Below are 13,574 nucleotides of genomic sequence, written 5' to 3' on the forward strand. Positions count from 1 at the left end.
GGTTACGCTCCTTGTTGATCGTCAGTATTTGCTTGGTTTTCGGACTTGAGCTGTACAACGCTCGCTTGTTCTTTACGCTTCTTGGCCCTGCGCTTGCGTCCACGACGCCAGGCGGAGTGAAAGTGCCGCCAGTGCGCGTCTTGCGCTGCAGCCAGCAGTTCCAGGTCACCACGGGTGTCACCCCAGGCCCTGAGCCGATACTCGCTGAGGAGCCCGTAGACCGCCTCAAGCCGGATCACCTTGTTTTCGCAGCGGCAGTTGTTGCCGCTGATACGGCCCGTCAACACTCCGTCGACAACCTCAAGCTCGGTGGCGATCAACTTGATCCCAAGACGCTTGGCAAACGGGCCGAGGACCAAGGCTGGAGACGCCGAGCAAAGCGTAACCTCGGCACCTGACTCGACCTCGGCGGCGACCGACGACAAGCCCGATGGACGCATCAGCCGGGTCCAATAGCGGTCGCAAAATGCCACTGCCTTGTGTTCAACCCACTGCGCCTCGACACCGGTCAGAAACTTGGCGATCAAATGGGCCTTGAGTTCATCACGGTTCATATGCCTGAAGAGGAAGCGCAAGCTGGGTATCGCCAGGGTAAAAATCCGGCGGATAAACTCAGTTCTACCGAAAGCAAACCTGAGAAACGGGACAAAACTGTCACGCCGTGTCAGCGTGCCATCGAAGTCAAAGACCGACAGCACCCGCTCGTCATCCGCATCAGCACCCAACATCTCATGCATTATCGAGCCGCTCCAGCCAGTAGGACCGGCGCTTCACCGCTGCCGATCTCAGTTTGTTTAACGCCGAGCCAGCGAGCTCGCTCAAGAATCTTGACTGCCCACTTGTAGTGAGTCGCCGGCTCGCACATCACATCGTTGTGTTTGAACACCGCTGGGGCCAGATCGCTGACGATCAGCTTTGCGCTGTTGAAATCTTCAAGGCTGACGCGCAGCGAATCCTGGATGATGCTGATTTGGCTTGGATGAATCGCCGTCTTACCGACCATGCCATGGGCGATATCAAGTTCGAGTTCCGCCTTGAGCAAATCGGGTTTGGCCAACTGCTCGAACACTGGCGCAGTCAAGGCAAAGCCCTGCGAGCCCATGACGCCCGACAGCATCGCAATCACGTAGGACATCGGCGTGCTGTAGAGCGTTGTAGCCGGCATACGACGCAGCCCCAGGCAACCCATCAAATCATTGCCGCCAACGCGCAGGGCAATGACTCGCTGGTCGAGGCTGGCCTTGAGCGCCTGGCCTAACTCGACCATCGCATTCGGATTGAACACCTCAGGTGTCTCCAGGGTCGGCATCAGGTACAGGTCCGCATTGGTCACGGCCTGCTCCCATGCCCGCAGGTTGCTCAGCGTCAGCTTTGGCACGACGAAGCCATCGACATGGCGCATCAAAGGCCAGTCATTGAGCACTGCTGCCATTTCCGAATCGCGCGGGCGCACGAACATCAGCGGCGCGCCAGCTGGACGTCCGCCACGGGCAGCAATAGCGTCGAGCAAGACCTTGAGGTTTTGCAGCGCCGTGGACACATCGACCTCGGCCACTGCGTCTTCCAGGCACACGACCAGCGAACGCAGTTCGGGCAGCTTGGTGCCAAACACTATATCCAGCAGGTCGCTGCGCGTAGCCGGCATGTATAGGGTGGCCCCGAGGGCGTATGGCGACACTTTATTCATTAGCTCAGACTCCGAATGATGGTCACCGCCCTGTAGGGTCCAAGCGCGCTGCCAACTTCTTCCACCGTAACACCAACGGACGTGGTGAGGTGCATGAGCAACTGAACATCGCTGTCATTGCGGTCACGCACCAACACATGGTCGGGCACCCGTCGCAGCACTGCGCGAGTCGCTTCGGCAATCCCTGGTTTGACCCGGTTCAGGTTGCTGATGTCAAACCGTTCAGCCAAGGACTCGACGACGGACCGGGCTGCCGCCTGCAGCGCTGTTCGTTGATCGTCGCTCCAGGGTGTTGCCGGGGCGACCGGAGCCAGTGCTCGGCGCTGGGTTTCGATGTGCTCGATGAACTCGCGTGTCACGTCGTGCTCGGTCAAATGATCGTACACAACGCATCCATGCAGCCCACCATTAGCGGGCCAGATGGAGCGCGACACCAAACCCGAAACGGTGGCGCCCAGGATCCCCGACGGAATGATCCAGTCCTCTGCCGAAGCCGATAGCCAGGCACGGCCACAAGGGTCTGCAAGCACCACCAGGCGCGGCTCGGCCGCAAAACGTGGGTCGTCCTTGAGACTACGCCTAATTTCAGCCGATATAGCGCCTTTACCTGTCCATCCATCGACAAACACGATGTTCTCGGCGCCATGGGCCTGAATAATGGCCTCAAGCGCTAGATTGTCTATGCCGCGGTCGCGAACAATACTGATTCCATAGTGATGGCAATCGCGGCCCAGTTCGATCAAGGCGCGACGCAACAACACCCCCAATGGCAGCCCCGCACGCACGAAGGACACCAATATTATCGACGGCCCAGTACAGGCTTGGTTCAATGCCAAGGCCAAGGATTGCACATCCGCAGCCATGCGCTCGCCGCTCTGTTGCAGTGCCCGTTGGTATAACGCCTTGTGTACCGGCGTCGGCGCGTGCTCTTGGCTGATCATCTCGGAATAATGCTTTTGCCTGGTTTGGATCAGGCGTTCCTTTTCCTCGACATCGGTCACTTCGATCTGCACCGCTTGCAGCAAGAAGTGCACGTCATCAGTTGCATAGCTACCGCTGCCGACGGTGTCCAGCTCAACAAGAGACAGCGTCATAGGCAGCGCTCCACAAGCTTGGCGAGTTGGCTGCGAGCCGGGGTTGCCCACATATGGCAGGCGTCCATAAACCCGAGGTCGGTAATGCTGTCACCAAAGCCCAATACCGGCCGCTCACCATTGATTTGGCGGTCACGGCGCAACCATTCCTCGACGGCTACGCGCTTGGACAGGCCCACAGGTAGAAACGCCAGGTTATTGCTGTTGGCGTGGATATGCATGCCATCGAGCAAGCCGCGCGCCTGGACTTCAGCCAGGACCGTATTCAGCACTTCATCACTGGATTCATTGTGCTTGGTGACCACGTAATGCTGCAGACCGTGCTCTGCAACCACCCAGCCACGTAACGAAATGCCCAGCGCCTTGCCGATCTCAAGCGTCGCTTGGCTCAGGTTCGGCAGGCGCTCTTGGTAATCGGCCAGAACCTCGGTCATGTGCGCCTGCCAATTAAGGTCAAGCGACCCGGTGGCATCGAGCATGATGCCGCCATGGGCACAGATTGCGCCTTGGCTGAAAGGCAGTTGTACGCGGCTGTAGGCTTCAACACTGCGCGCAGTCACAGGCACCACATCGGCACTGGCGAGCAACCACTCGACAAAAGACTTCTGCACGGGGCTCATGTAGCCATTTGGCTGGCCCTGGATGTCGAGCGTGGCCGTATGCCGAGGCGTTCCTTCGACCATCTTGCGCGCAGTTTGGAACAAGGTGTCATCAAGGTCGATCAAGACCAGCGGACGATTACTGCTCATCGACAATCACCTCGGCGCCAAGGGCTTCCAGCAGTTGTGCCGAGACGGCTTGCGCCGGTGTTTCCGAGCAAATCAGCACGCGATCGAACTGGCCTGGACTGACGTTGTAGAGGAAGTTGGGAATCCCAAGGCCGTAGTTATCGGAAAACGACAGCGCATGGCCGATGGCATGACCAAGGGCGATGGGCGAACGACTTGTTGAGCTGAAGTGAACATCAGCGCCCGCCCGCTCCAAGCGCTCGGCCAACAGGAATGGCCGCCAGACAAACTCACTGGTGCCAACCACCAGCACGCGCTCACCTGGCTCGACCTGCAAGCCAGGCGCCAAGCTGTCTTGTACTTCACGCACGCCCAAGCGCCCCCAATTGTTACCTGAGGACAGCGGCCAGTTGCCTGCTGCGACGGTTCCCACTGCGGGCATCTGCGGCAGTGGCGCCTCAACATCTTCGTTGAACTGATAGGAGCCTTGGAGCAAGGATACTTGCTGTGCCGACGGCCCAATGCTGTCACGAACGGCATTGCCCGACCAATCGGTGAGTACGCATGTGACAACACGCTCAAGTTGGGTCATACCCGCATCGACCAGTGCGCGATGCAGGTTGATGAATGTCTTGCCTGTGGAGGCTTCGTCGTCGACAAGCACCAGCGAACGGGCGTTCAACAGCGCTTCAGGCTCGACCGGCATATGGATCAAGTGCGCACTGGCGTGGCTGTGCTCTTCTTCGAATCGAGTGAAGAGTTCGGTGCCGGTCGGATGACGGGTGCTGACCATATAAAGCGTGTCCGGCCGGGTGCGGCTGTACGCACGATGCACACCCGCACCAAGGCCAACAGCGGTCTCGGCCATGCCGATCACCACAACCGGGCCGGGTAAGTCAGCCGGGATCTTGGCCGCCAAATGTTCAAAACTTGCATTCATCACTGCAGGACGAACTGGAATATGACGCCCTAATACCTTTGAAACGAACAAAAATGCACGCTTGGGATTGTGCCGCTCGGCAAAGCCGAACAATTCATCAGGCGCACCGACGCAGCCCTCGACCTTGACTTCGAGCAGGCCGCGCATCAGTTGCGCACTAAGCATATGTGTTGCGGTGTTACCAGCCATTAACAATGTTCCTAGATTGACGTTGGGCAGATTACCCAGCGCCGGTTCCGTGGGCTTTGTGCAATTACAGGTTTCGCGCCTCGATTCGCCATAAAGCAGGCTGGGCTTCACGCGCCAACTCAGCTGTATTCAGGGCTCTTGCGTTTGGCGTTTTGTCTGCATCGATACGACAAGCCTCAAGGAAAGAAAGTACCAAGGCGCCCTTGACCGCAAAGTTCATGTTTTGCGTGTCCGGGCAGGTTGAAGTCACCATCGCGACCACTGCGCCGCTTGAGTCAAATAACGGGCTACCACTCGAGCCCGGCTGAATAGGCGCGGTAAACTGCAGAAGGCTTGAGTCGTTGTGTAGCCCAAACAATGCCGAGACACCGCCCTGGGTAACATGCACGCCACCGCCAGCCAGGCCAGCGAGCGGAAAGCCAAGGGCAACCACCGGGGCACCAAGGTCACAACCAGCGCCATCCTTGAATACCACCGGTTTCAGTCCCGGACACTCAAGAACCCTGAGCAGGGCAAAATCATTGCTGCGATCGACCACCACGGGCTCGGCCCGATAACGCCCCTCGAAAGAGGCGATGTGAATCTCCTGCATCCCCTCGATAACGTGGGCACAGGTCAATATATGGTTGGCTGAAACCGCAAAGCCGGTGCCGGTTGCACTGCCTGCTGCTCGACCAGAATCCGAGGGCATGGTGCGCCCCTTGGGATGGGCATCATCAACATCAAGCCCAAGCCGTCGCCCCATTGCCGCCAAACCGTAGGCCGAACCTTCAGCCAGGGCGCGAAATTTCCATTGTTCATTGCGAATGTAGTATTCGCCAATAATGATCGCAGACTCGCCGTTCTCGCCAAGATCAAGCCTGCACTCGATCTGTCCATCGATTTGCAAGTGCAGGGTTTTGAGCGCGCTGACCGGCCCGGCTGCGGCATAGCTGTAGACGACCAGAAGCACTCGATCAGCGCCAGCTGGCAACGCTGCCAGATTGAGCGCGCAGCCGACCTTTTCCGGTCCGCCACTCCACTCCATCCATTCGCGCTCGGTCTGGAATAGCGCAGCCGGGCCTTTCGGCTGACGCTTCTCGTCAACCGGCAATAGTGCAACGGCCGCATACTCGCCAAAAGCACTGGCGTCAGCGCATTCCAGCGTCCACTCACTGCGGCTAGCCGATATTGGGGCGTTGGCGCCGGGGGTTAGCAACATCATTGTCTAGGCTCTCCCTGAGCATTCATGCTCTGTGCCCGATAATCACGCAGACAAGCGCAGTACTGCAAGGCAAGGCTGAGCGTCTGATCGTCATTTATTATCAAGCTGCCACAGGCACGGCAATGGTGAGCGCCTTGACTCTCACATCTGCTCGCCAAACCGTTTCAGGCTCCACCAAGCCCAGGCGGCGAGTCGCAAAGATGCCAGGCAAATTGACGCCAGTGGCCCGGGTATAGCCAATCCCTCCGGAATAACGTGGATTGATTTCCAGCAAATGGGGTTTGTGGTTTGCATCATCCCGGGTCTGCACATTGACTATCCCGTCACAGGCAAAATGCTGCACAGCCTTGAGTGCCAACTCGACTGCCGCACCTTCGCGCTCGAAAGTCTGGTACAGGCCTGACTTGCGCCGGCCGACGAATGCAACAGGTTGCCCTGCCTCGCACACGATATCGACCGAGCACTCGCTTCCGGCCATATAGGGCATGACCAGCATTGGCGGGCGGTTTTCAGCGCCAGCGTAAGCTTGCAGGTACATGTCGAAATTCACTTCGCGCATGCCTGTCTTGGCAAAGCAGCGAAATGGATCGGCGTCTTGCTTGAAGCGCCAGAAACCCTCGCCGTATATCCCCACAACCGGCTTGATGCAAACCTCGCCCTGCGCCGCAAGCCTTGCATAAGCATCGCTCAGTTGCCGGCTATCCGTTACGGTGATGGCAGGCACACAATCCAAGCCCGCACGTTCGGCTTGCGCCGTGAACAGGCTTTTGTCATCGACCATGTTGAGCGCATCAATCGACAGCCCGCCGGTCACAAGCGTCAGGTCAGCGGCTTCGAAACGCGCCCGGGCCAGCTCAAGCAGATGGCCTTCGCGCCCGGCGACTATGACGCGAACAGCGTTCGCCCGAGCGGTCTCAAGGATCCACTCGATACGTTCTTGGTTATCCGTAGGTTCTATCAGCGCAACGTCAGCGAGCCCGGTGATTTCGGGTCGTGACTGACGATGGGAGGCAAAAATCTTCACACCTTCGGGCAATGCCTCGCGTACACCTGCAATGATGTCGCGCTGACTGGACTGCCCTTCGAGTAACCAAATCATCTGGAGCTCCTATTAATGTGCACGTTCACAGTAACTCGCCTGCTTAAGGCAGTGACTGCTAATCTCCAAGGGGGAAGAAGGAATTGCCTGCATGATTTAGCGGCTGAATCCGTTAGAAGGGTCTTCAATCCAGTGAAGTGTGCTTGGTGAGCCAGTGCTCGTGCATAGGTGTCCGTTTGGTTAGTGTGCGCGCTCAATAATATCAGCTTGCCTGTTGACTAAAACGACCAGCAAAACTTTGTATCAATTGACTGTTACAACTAATAAATCAACGAATCCTGCAGGCAACATCACCTTGCAACAGACGCCTTGCAGCTGCCAATGAGTCTAATTGACGCGCCGCCCCGCACCCCTCCACTCAATGACAGCGGAGTAAAGTTGTTTCATCCAATGTCTATAACCCATATTGGACGCTTATTCCCAGCGGAACCTCTGACCTTGGCCGAGAAAATCAGGCAATATTCGATTAATTACTAACGGAGTCTGTACATGAAGTGGTTAAAAGGACTGGTACTGGGCGTGGTTATTCTGGCGGTTGGCGCCAGTGCGCTGGGTCTGTTTTACATCCTGCCCCGGCACGAAGTCGTCCTGGTCACAGGCGTGGAAGTCAAACGCGTCGACGATGACGGGGTCATCAATGCCGAGAACCCGGCTGACGGCCCGACCCGTGACGTTTACTTTATCAACACCGAAGACCCGGACAGCAAGAAGGTCGTGGTCTATCGCAATGAAGATACTGGCTGGAGCTTCCCCTGGTACTTCAAGTTCGACTCCGCCGATGAGCAAGCCAAAGCCCAGGGTTATTCTCGTGACGCCCAGCAACTGGCGCTTATTCGCTATTACGGCTGGCGGATACAGATACTCTCGGTCTTCCCCAATATCACCCACATCGAAGCGACCAACAGCCGGGCGCAGCCCTTCCCTTGGTTCAACACCATTTTCTTCAGCGTGCTTGGGCTCGTGGTGCTGTTTATCGTCGTTAGCCTAAAGCGGCGCAACAAGCGACGTGACCAAGTGGTGGTAAGTTAAGCAAGCCGAGTCGGCAAGACGTCAGCAGGTGCTCAATTCCAGAGGATATCGCCTGCCACGTCAGCCGCGCTCAATCGGCGTCGAAGTCAGCTCGAAAGGGCTGTTACTGCGGCGCTGGTTGCGATCTTCACGCGGGGTCGCGCCAAAGAAATTGCGGTAAGCGCTGGAGAAATGCGGGCCGGACGAGAAGCCACAGGACAAGCCAATCTGGATAATCGACTTGCTGGTTTGCATCAACAGTTGGCGCGCCTTGTTGAGGCGCAACTCAAGGTAATACTGACTCGGCACGCGGTTCAGGTATTGCTTGAAGATACGCTCCAACTGGCGGCGCGACACGCAAACATGCTGCGCGATTTCATCCGTGGTCAGCGGTTCCTCGATATTGGCTTCCATCAGCAACACCGCTTGAGTCAGCTTCGGATGACTCGAACCCAAGCGATTTTGCAGCGGAATGCGCTGGCGCTCACCGCCCTCACGAATACGTTCGACCACCAATTCTTCACTGACTGCACCGGCCAGCTCGGCGCCATGATCGCGCGCCAGTAATGCCAGCATCAGGTCCATCACCGCCATGCCACCACAGGCCGTCAAGCGGTCGCGGTCCCAGTCGAACAAATGGCTGGTGGCGATCACCTTGGGGAAGCGCTCAGCGAAATCATCCTGCCAGCGCCAATGCACCGAGGCGCGATAACCGTCGAGCAGCCCTATTTGCGCCAAGGGATAAACCCCGGCTGAAATGGCGCCTATCACGCATCCGCTGCGCACCAATTGCTTGATCGCGCTCGACAACCCCAGCGCAATGTTTGCTGGCGGCTCGTCAGCGAGCAGGAACAGACGCTGCAGGCCTTCCAGCTTGCCCGGCCAAGGCTCGCTTGGCAGCGTCCAACCATCGGCCGCTGCCTGGGGCTCGGCTTGCAGGAAGGTCAATTCGTAGACCACTTCCGGGTGGACACGCTGCGCAACGCGCAGCGCCTCTTCAGCCATCGCCAGGGTTAACGGCTTGGTGGAGGGCCAGATCAGGAAGCCAATTCGGTGGGCATTCATTCGGGGCAGTTTAGCTCTGTTATGCGACCACTGAGCAAAACTCGCCAGTGACCCCACTCGATTAAGGTGCTTATTTTAGGCTACCGGAGAGAAACTGCTTGAGGCGATCAGATTGAGGATTCGCCAGCACTTCACGTGGACAACCGCGTTCTTCAACAACACCTTTATGCAAAAACACCAACTGGTTCGACACTTCACGGGCAAAGCCCATTTCGTGCGTAACAACCACCATGGTACGCCCCTCTTGGGCGAGGTCCTGCATAACTTTGAGCACTTCACCGACCAACTCTGGGTCCAGCGCTGAAGTGGGTTCGTCAAACAGCATGACTTCTGGCTCCATCGCCAGCGCCCGGGCAATAGCCACACGTTGCTGTTCACCGCCGGACATATGTGCGGGGTACGCCTCTTTTCGATGCGCAACCCCTACTTTGTTCAAGTAATACTCAGCTTTCTCAAGCGCCTCTTTCTTCGACACACCCAGCACATGGACCGGCGCCTCGATGACGTTCTCCAAGGCGCTCATGTGTGACCACAGGTTGAAGTGCTGAAACACCATGGCCAGGCGTGAACGCATGCGCTGCAGTTGCTTGGGATCGGCTGCCTTGAGCGCACCATCTTTACTGGTGACCAGCTTGAGCTCTTCATTATTGAGCAGAATCTTGCCGCCATGGGGCTGTTCAAGCATGTTGATGCAACGCAGGAAGGTGCTTTTACCTGAACCACTGGAACCAATAATACTGATCACATCACCGGCTTTGGCTGCCAGCGAAACACCCTTGAGCACTTCGTGGCTACCGTAACGCTTGTGCAAGTCCTGGACTTCAAGTTTGTACATGGTGTCGACTCTCGAATGCAGTGAAATCAGTCGCTGAGTAAGCGGCCCTGACGTATAGATTGATGACCGGCCACCTTCGCCAGCCAGCGCCCCGGCTGGGCAAAGCGCATGCGCTCAATCGCAAAAATCACACCTGATGTACCCGCACAAACCACGCTGTGCTGATCGTCGAGCGGATCGATCACTTCAAATACCGGCGTTCCGGCCTCAACATAAGCACCAGCAGGCTGCAGGAAACTCACCACACCCGCATGCGGCGGATAAAGCATTTCAGTGCCGGCAAACGGCACAGCATCGCAGCAGTCTTCCGGTGCAGCAGGCCAATCGCCATTGATCAAGCCCTGCTCTGCCAGAAACGCCAGGATCGACTCAGCATCCGCACTGGCCTGCTCGCGTCCGGTGCGCTCCATGCCACCCAACTCAACAGTCGAAGCCACGCACACGGGCTCAATTGCAGCCTGCGGAAAACGCTGGGCCAGGCGTAGCCATGGGCCAGAGCAAGCCTCGTCAAAGGATGACCCACCTGAATCTTCAGCCAGCAGTACGGTGCCCGCTTGCAGGCGAGCCGCCAGCGAGCGTAACTGCGGCCAGTGCTGGGGAATTGCATACAGATGCACAGCCGCTTCAAAGTCACAATGCAGGTCGAGCACCACGTCGGCACCACAGGCGTGCTGCAGCAGCAGTCGCTGCATGGCTTCGAGCTGGGACTGCGCTGGAGCAAGGGCCTTGAGCGCATCCACCATGGCAACACGAATCAATTGCGTATTGGCTGCCAGATCGGCACCCAGTTGTCCTTCTAGCTGCGGAGCAATGGCTTCGGCAAGGTCGACAAAATCACGATTGAAGTTATGCCCGCTGCACAGTTCATAGCGACCCTGATGCTGACCTTGCACCATCTGCCCAAGGCCAATCGGATTGGCCACGGGCACCAGTTCGATCACGGCATTGAGCTGGCCTTGCTGCTCAAGCTCAAGCAAGCGGCGCTTTAGCTCTACCGCAACACGCATACCCGGCAGCTCATCGGCATGCAGGGAAGCCTGGATATAGACCTTGCGCTCGCCGCTACCAAAGCTGAACACCGACAGGCGGCGCTCGGTACCGGGTGTACTCCAAGGCAATAGATGATCAATACGTTGCATCAACCTCTCCTCAATGCTTGCGTGGCGCCAGATACGCCAACCAACGGCGCTCGGCAAGCTTGAACAGGCGCACCAGGATAAAAGTCAGGCACAGGTAGAAAACGCCTGCGGTAATAAATGCTTCAAACGGCAAGTAATACTGAGAACTGACCGTGCGCGCTGCGCCGGTAATGTCGATCAGGGTTACGATCGAGGCCAGGCTCGTGGTGTGCAGCATCATGATCACTTCATTGCTGTATTGCGGCAGCGCCCGACGAATAGCCGATGGCAGCAAGATACGGCGATAGAGCTTGACCCGCGACATGCCCATGGCCTTGGCCGCCTCGATCTCGCCGTTGGGCGTGGCCTTGAGGCTGCCGGCGAGAATTTCTGCGGTATAGGCGCTGGTGTTGATCGCAAAGGCCATGCAGGCACAGAAGGATGCATTGGAGAAATACGGCCACAGCGCGCTTTCACGCACTAGCTCGAACTGGGCCAGGCCGTAGTAGATCAAAAACAGCTGCACCAGCATCGGCGTGCCGCGAATCACATAGGTGTAAAGCCATGCCGGGAAGTTGATAAACACCGACTTGGACACGCGCATCAAGGCCAGTGGAATTGCCAGCAGCAGGCCAATAAAGAGGGAGATCAGCAGTAACTTTAACGTCACCAATACGCCGCCAAAATACAGCGGCAGGCTGTCCCAGATAACGTTGTAATCGAAAATCATGCGTGCGCTCCCCTACTCACAGATCAGCGGCTTTAGTGCCGACCGAGTAACGTTTTTCGAGATAACGCAGAGCCAGCAGTGAAACGCTGGTCAGCACCAGATAAAGCGCGGCGACGGCGAGATAAAAGGTAAAGGGCTCACGCGTGGCATCTGCTGCGCTCTTGGCCTTGAACATCATGTCTTGCAAGCCTACGACCGAAATCAACGCCGTGGCTTTGGTCAATACCAACCAGTTGTTGGTGAAACCGGGAATGGCAAAGCGGATCATCTGCGGCACAAGAATGCGGAAGAACACCTTGAGGTTGCTCATCCCATATGCAGCGCCTGCCTCCGCCTGTCCTTTAGGGATCGCCATAAAAGCGCCACGAAAGGTTTCCGACAGGTACGCGCCGAAGATAAAGCCCATGGTGAAGACACCCGCCACAAAGGGGTTGATGTCGATATAGTCGTCATAACCAAGCATCGGTGCGACACGGTTGACCATGTCCTGGCCGCCGTAAAAAATCAGCAGGATCAGTACCAGGTCAGGAATACCGCGAACCACCGTGGCGTAGGTTTCACCCAGAATGGCCAACCACTTGATGGGCGACAGACGAAAAGCCGCGCCCAACAAGCCAAGAAAAGTGGCCACCGCCATTGAGGTCAGGGCCAGAATTACGGTTAGCCAAGCACCGTCAAGAATGGTCGAACCATAGCCATTCAGCATGCTCTAGTTTCCTCATGCAGGCACCGGGTGGCGCCGAAGAGTGCATAGAAAAGTGGCGCATACCGTGCAATCCAGAGTACTGCACGGTGTACGTTCACCAACGGATTGAGATGTGCACTGGATCCGTGTGCGCCACTTTCAGTTGAGGCGATTAATCACCGTAGACGTTGAAGTCGAAGTACTTGTCCTGAACTTCCTTGTACTTACCGTTAGCGCGAATGTCCTGAATCGCAGCGCTGATTTTGTCAGCAAGCTCAGTATCGCCCTTGCGCACGGCAATACCAGCGCCTTCGCCGAAGTACTTCTTCTCGTTAAAATCCGGACCTACCAGCGCGAAACCTTTACCGGCGTCAGTCTTGAGGAAGCCATCGTCGATGTTGACAGCATCGGCCAGGGTTGCATCGACCCGACCTGCAGTCAGATCAAGAAAAATCTCGTTCTGCGAGCTGTAGCGCACCACTTCGACACCGGCAGGCGCCAGTACATCGGTGGCATAGCGATCGTAGATGGAAGCACGTTGCACGCCGACTTTCTTGCCCTTGAGGTCAACCAGCGGATCCTTGATCTCGGTACCGGCCTTCATGGCGAGCTTGGCTGGGGTGTGGTAGTACTTCTTGGAGAAATCCACCGACTTCAAACGGTCTTCGGTGATGGTCATCGAAGACAGGACCGCGTCGAACTTGCGGACTTTCAGGGCCGGGATCAGGCCGTCGAACTCTTGTTCGATCCAGGTGCATTTAACCTGCATCTGTTCACACAAGGCATTGCCGATGTCGTAGTCGAAACCGGTGATGTTGCCGTCTGGAGTCTTGAAAGCAAAGGGTGGGTAAGCGGCTTCAATGCCAATACGTAGCGGTTTTGCATCATCAGCCATGGCCAGCGGCGACAGAACGGATAGCGCCAATGCGCCGAGAAGTGCAATCTTCTTCATCTTGTGACTCCTTCGAAAGGGAATGGCAACGGATGGCAGTGAGTAAATGCATTCAGCTATGCATGAATTATAGTTAACTCGCCATCAAGACTACGCTGGGCGCAGGCAATGTACGGCTTCGGCTGAGTGAGCGGCATTCTAACGAGAGGCTGAAACTGTATATTTCTTCAATGCGACAAGTAATTACAAATGCACCTGAGGCACCCAGCCTGGCGATTGACATCTCAAGCAAAAAATGCC

14 protein-coding genes are annotated in these 13,574 nt (G+C 57.0%); 1 reads left to right on the plus strand and 13 read right to left on the minus strand.

Going from position 1 to position 13,574, the window contains the following annotated elements:
- Positions 1 to 2: 2 nt before the first annotated feature.
- From AACY26_RS01185 to AACY26_RS01215, 7 genes are all read right to left on the minus strand, one after another.
- Complete coding sequence (locus AACY26_RS01185; protein WP_010485238.1) at positions 3 to 737, minus strand: HAD family hydrolase; 735 nt, start codon at positions 735 to 737, stop codon at positions 3 to 5.
- Entirely contained in the window at positions 737 to 1,687 is a 951-nt protein-coding gene (locus AACY26_RS01190; RefSeq protein WP_339510194.1) for an HpcH/HpaI aldolase/citrate lyase family protein, read from the minus strand. Before AACY26_RS01190 ends, AACY26_RS01185 begins: the two co-directional genes overlap by 1 nt.
- Positions 1,687 to 2,781, minus strand: a complete 1,095-nt coding sequence (locus AACY26_RS01195; protein ID WP_339510196.1) for a cysteine protease StiP family protein — start codon at positions 2,779 to 2,781, stop codon at positions 1,687 to 1,689. Before AACY26_RS01195 ends, AACY26_RS01190 begins: the two co-directional genes overlap by 1 nt.
- The gene (locus AACY26_RS01200; protein WP_339510198.1) at positions 2,778 to 3,530 is read right to left on the minus strand and encodes an HAD family hydrolase; all 753 of its coding nucleotides are present in this window, start codon (positions 3,528 to 3,530) and stop codon (positions 2,778 to 2,780) included. Before AACY26_RS01200 ends, AACY26_RS01195 begins: the two co-directional genes overlap by 4 nt.
- Positions 3,520 to 4,638 (minus strand): phosphoribosyltransferase domain-containing protein, encoded by a 1,119-nt coding sequence (locus tag AACY26_RS01205; RefSeq protein WP_339510200.1) that lies wholly within the window; start codon positions 4,636 to 4,638, stop codon positions 3,520 to 3,522. Before AACY26_RS01205 ends, AACY26_RS01200 begins: the two co-directional genes overlap by 11 nt.
- A 64-nt stretch (positions 4,639 to 4,702) precedes the next feature.
- Positions 4,703 to 5,842: a trypsin-like peptidase domain-containing protein gene (locus AACY26_RS01210; protein ID WP_339510202.1), complete on the minus strand. Its 1,140-nt coding sequence runs from the start codon at positions 5,840 to 5,842 to the stop codon at positions 4,703 to 4,705.
- A 100-nt stretch (positions 5,843 to 5,942) separates the two neighbouring features.
- The gene (locus AACY26_RS01215; protein WP_339510204.1) at positions 5,943 to 6,941 is read right to left on the minus strand and encodes an ATP-grasp domain-containing protein; all 999 of its coding nucleotides are present in this window, start codon (positions 6,939 to 6,941) and stop codon (positions 5,943 to 5,945) included.
- A gap of 489 nt (positions 6,942 to 7,430) precedes the next feature.
- Between AACY26_RS01215 and AACY26_RS01220 the strand changes: the two genes are divergently transcribed.
- On the plus strand, positions 7,431 to 7,970 hold the full coding sequence (locus AACY26_RS01220) for a DUF1523 family protein (protein ID WP_339510206.1): 540 nt from the start codon (positions 7,431 to 7,433) through the stop codon (positions 7,968 to 7,970).
- A 60-nt stretch (positions 7,971 to 8,030) separates the two neighbouring features.
- Here the strand turns inward: AACY26_RS01220 and argR are convergent, their stop codons facing one another.
- The 6 genes from argR to AACY26_RS01250 all read right to left on the minus strand — a co-directional run bounded on the left by argR (position 8,031) and on the right by AACY26_RS01250 (position 13,334).
- Positions 8,031 to 9,014 carry a transcriptional regulator ArgR gene (argR, locus tag AACY26_RS01225; protein WP_339510208.1) on the minus strand — a complete coding sequence of 328 codons (984 nt, stop codon included), beginning with the start codon at positions 9,012 to 9,014 and terminating at the stop codon, positions 8,031 to 8,033.
- 70 nt (positions 9,015 to 9,084) lie between these two features.
- Entirely contained in the window at positions 9,085 to 9,849 is a 765-nt protein-coding gene (locus AACY26_RS01230) for an ABC transporter ATP-binding protein (RefSeq protein ID WP_339510210.1), read from the minus strand.
- Positions 9,850 to 9,875: 26 nt separating this feature from the next.
- Positions 9,876 to 10,988: a succinylglutamate desuccinylase/aspartoacylase family protein gene (locus AACY26_RS01235; RefSeq protein ID WP_339510212.1), complete on the minus strand. Its 1,113-nt coding sequence runs from the start codon at positions 10,986 to 10,988 to the stop codon at positions 9,876 to 9,878.
- A 10-nt stretch (positions 10,989 to 10,998) separates the two neighbouring features.
- Positions 10,999 to 11,697, minus strand: a complete 699-nt coding sequence (locus tag AACY26_RS01240; protein WP_339510214.1) for an ABC transporter permease — start codon at positions 11,695 to 11,697, stop codon at positions 10,999 to 11,001.
- 16 nt (positions 11,698 to 11,713) lie between these two features.
- A complete protein-coding gene (locus AACY26_RS01245; RefSeq protein WP_339510216.1) occupies positions 11,714 to 12,403 on the minus strand; it encodes an ABC transporter permease in 690 nt (229 codons plus the stop codon).
- Between the two features lie 151 nt (positions 12,404 to 12,554).
- On the minus strand, positions 12,555 to 13,334 hold the full coding sequence (locus tag AACY26_RS01250) for an ABC transporter substrate-binding protein (protein WP_339510218.1): 780 nt from the start codon (positions 13,332 to 13,334) through the stop codon (positions 12,555 to 12,557).
- Positions 13,335 to 13,574 lie beyond the last annotated feature (240 nt).

Origin of the sequence: Pseudomonas sp. RL_15y_Pfl2_60 (assembly GCF_963970595.1) — a bacterium.
Classification (GTDB): Bacteria; Pseudomonadota; Gammaproteobacteria; order Pseudomonadales; family Pseudomonadaceae; genus Aquipseudomonas.

Bases quoted from the DNA above. Each gene is read 5' to 3' on its own strand.
- AACY26_RS01185 (WP_010485238.1), bottom strand. From the start codon at position 737: ATGCATGAGATGTTGGGTGCTGATGCGGATGACGAGCGGGTGCTGTCG.
- AACY26_RS01190 (WP_339510194.1), bottom strand. From the start codon at position 1,687: ATGAATAAAGTGTCGCCATACGCCCTCGGGGCCACCCTATACATGCCG.
- AACY26_RS01195 (WP_339510196.1), bottom strand. From the start codon at position 2,781: ATGACGCTGTCTCTTGTTGAGCTGGACACCGTCGGCAGCGGTAGCTAT.
- AACY26_RS01200 (WP_339510198.1), bottom strand. From the start codon at position 3,530: ATGAGCAGTAATCGTCCGCTGGTCTTGATCGACCTTGATGACACCTTG.
- AACY26_RS01205 (WP_339510200.1), bottom strand. From the start codon at position 4,638: ATGGCTGGTAACACCGCAACACATATGCTTAGTGCGCAACTGATGCGC.
- AACY26_RS01210 (WP_339510202.1), bottom strand. From the start codon at position 5,842: ATGATGTTGCTAACCCCCGGCGCCAACGCCCCAATATCGGCTAGCCGC.
- AACY26_RS01215 (WP_339510204.1), bottom strand. From the start codon at position 6,941: ATGATTTGGTTACTCGAAGGGCAGTCCAGTCAGCGCGACATCATTGCA.
- AACY26_RS01220 (WP_339510206.1), top strand. From the start codon at position 7,431: ATGAAGTGGTTAAAAGGACTGGTACTGGGCGTGGTTATTCTGGCGGTT.
- argR (WP_339510208.1), bottom strand. From the start codon at position 9,014: ATGAATGCCCACCGAATTGGCTTCCTGATCTGGCCCTCCACCAAGCCG.
- AACY26_RS01230 (WP_339510210.1), bottom strand. From the start codon at position 9,849: ATGTACAAACTTGAAGTCCAGGACTTGCACAAGCGTTACGGTAGCCAC.
- AACY26_RS01235 (WP_339510212.1), bottom strand. From the start codon at position 10,988: ATGCAACGTATTGATCATCTATTGCCTTGGAGTACACCCGGTACCGAG.
- AACY26_RS01240 (WP_339510214.1), bottom strand. From the start codon at position 11,697: ATGATTTTCGATTACAACGTTATCTGGGACAGCCTGCCGCTGTATTTT.
- AACY26_RS01245 (WP_339510216.1), bottom strand. From the start codon at position 12,403: ATGCTGAATGGCTATGGTTCGACCATTCTTGACGGTGCTTGGCTAACC.
- AACY26_RS01250 (WP_339510218.1), bottom strand. From the start codon at position 13,334: ATGAAGAAGATTGCACTTCTCGGCGCATTGGCGCTATCCGTTCTGTCG.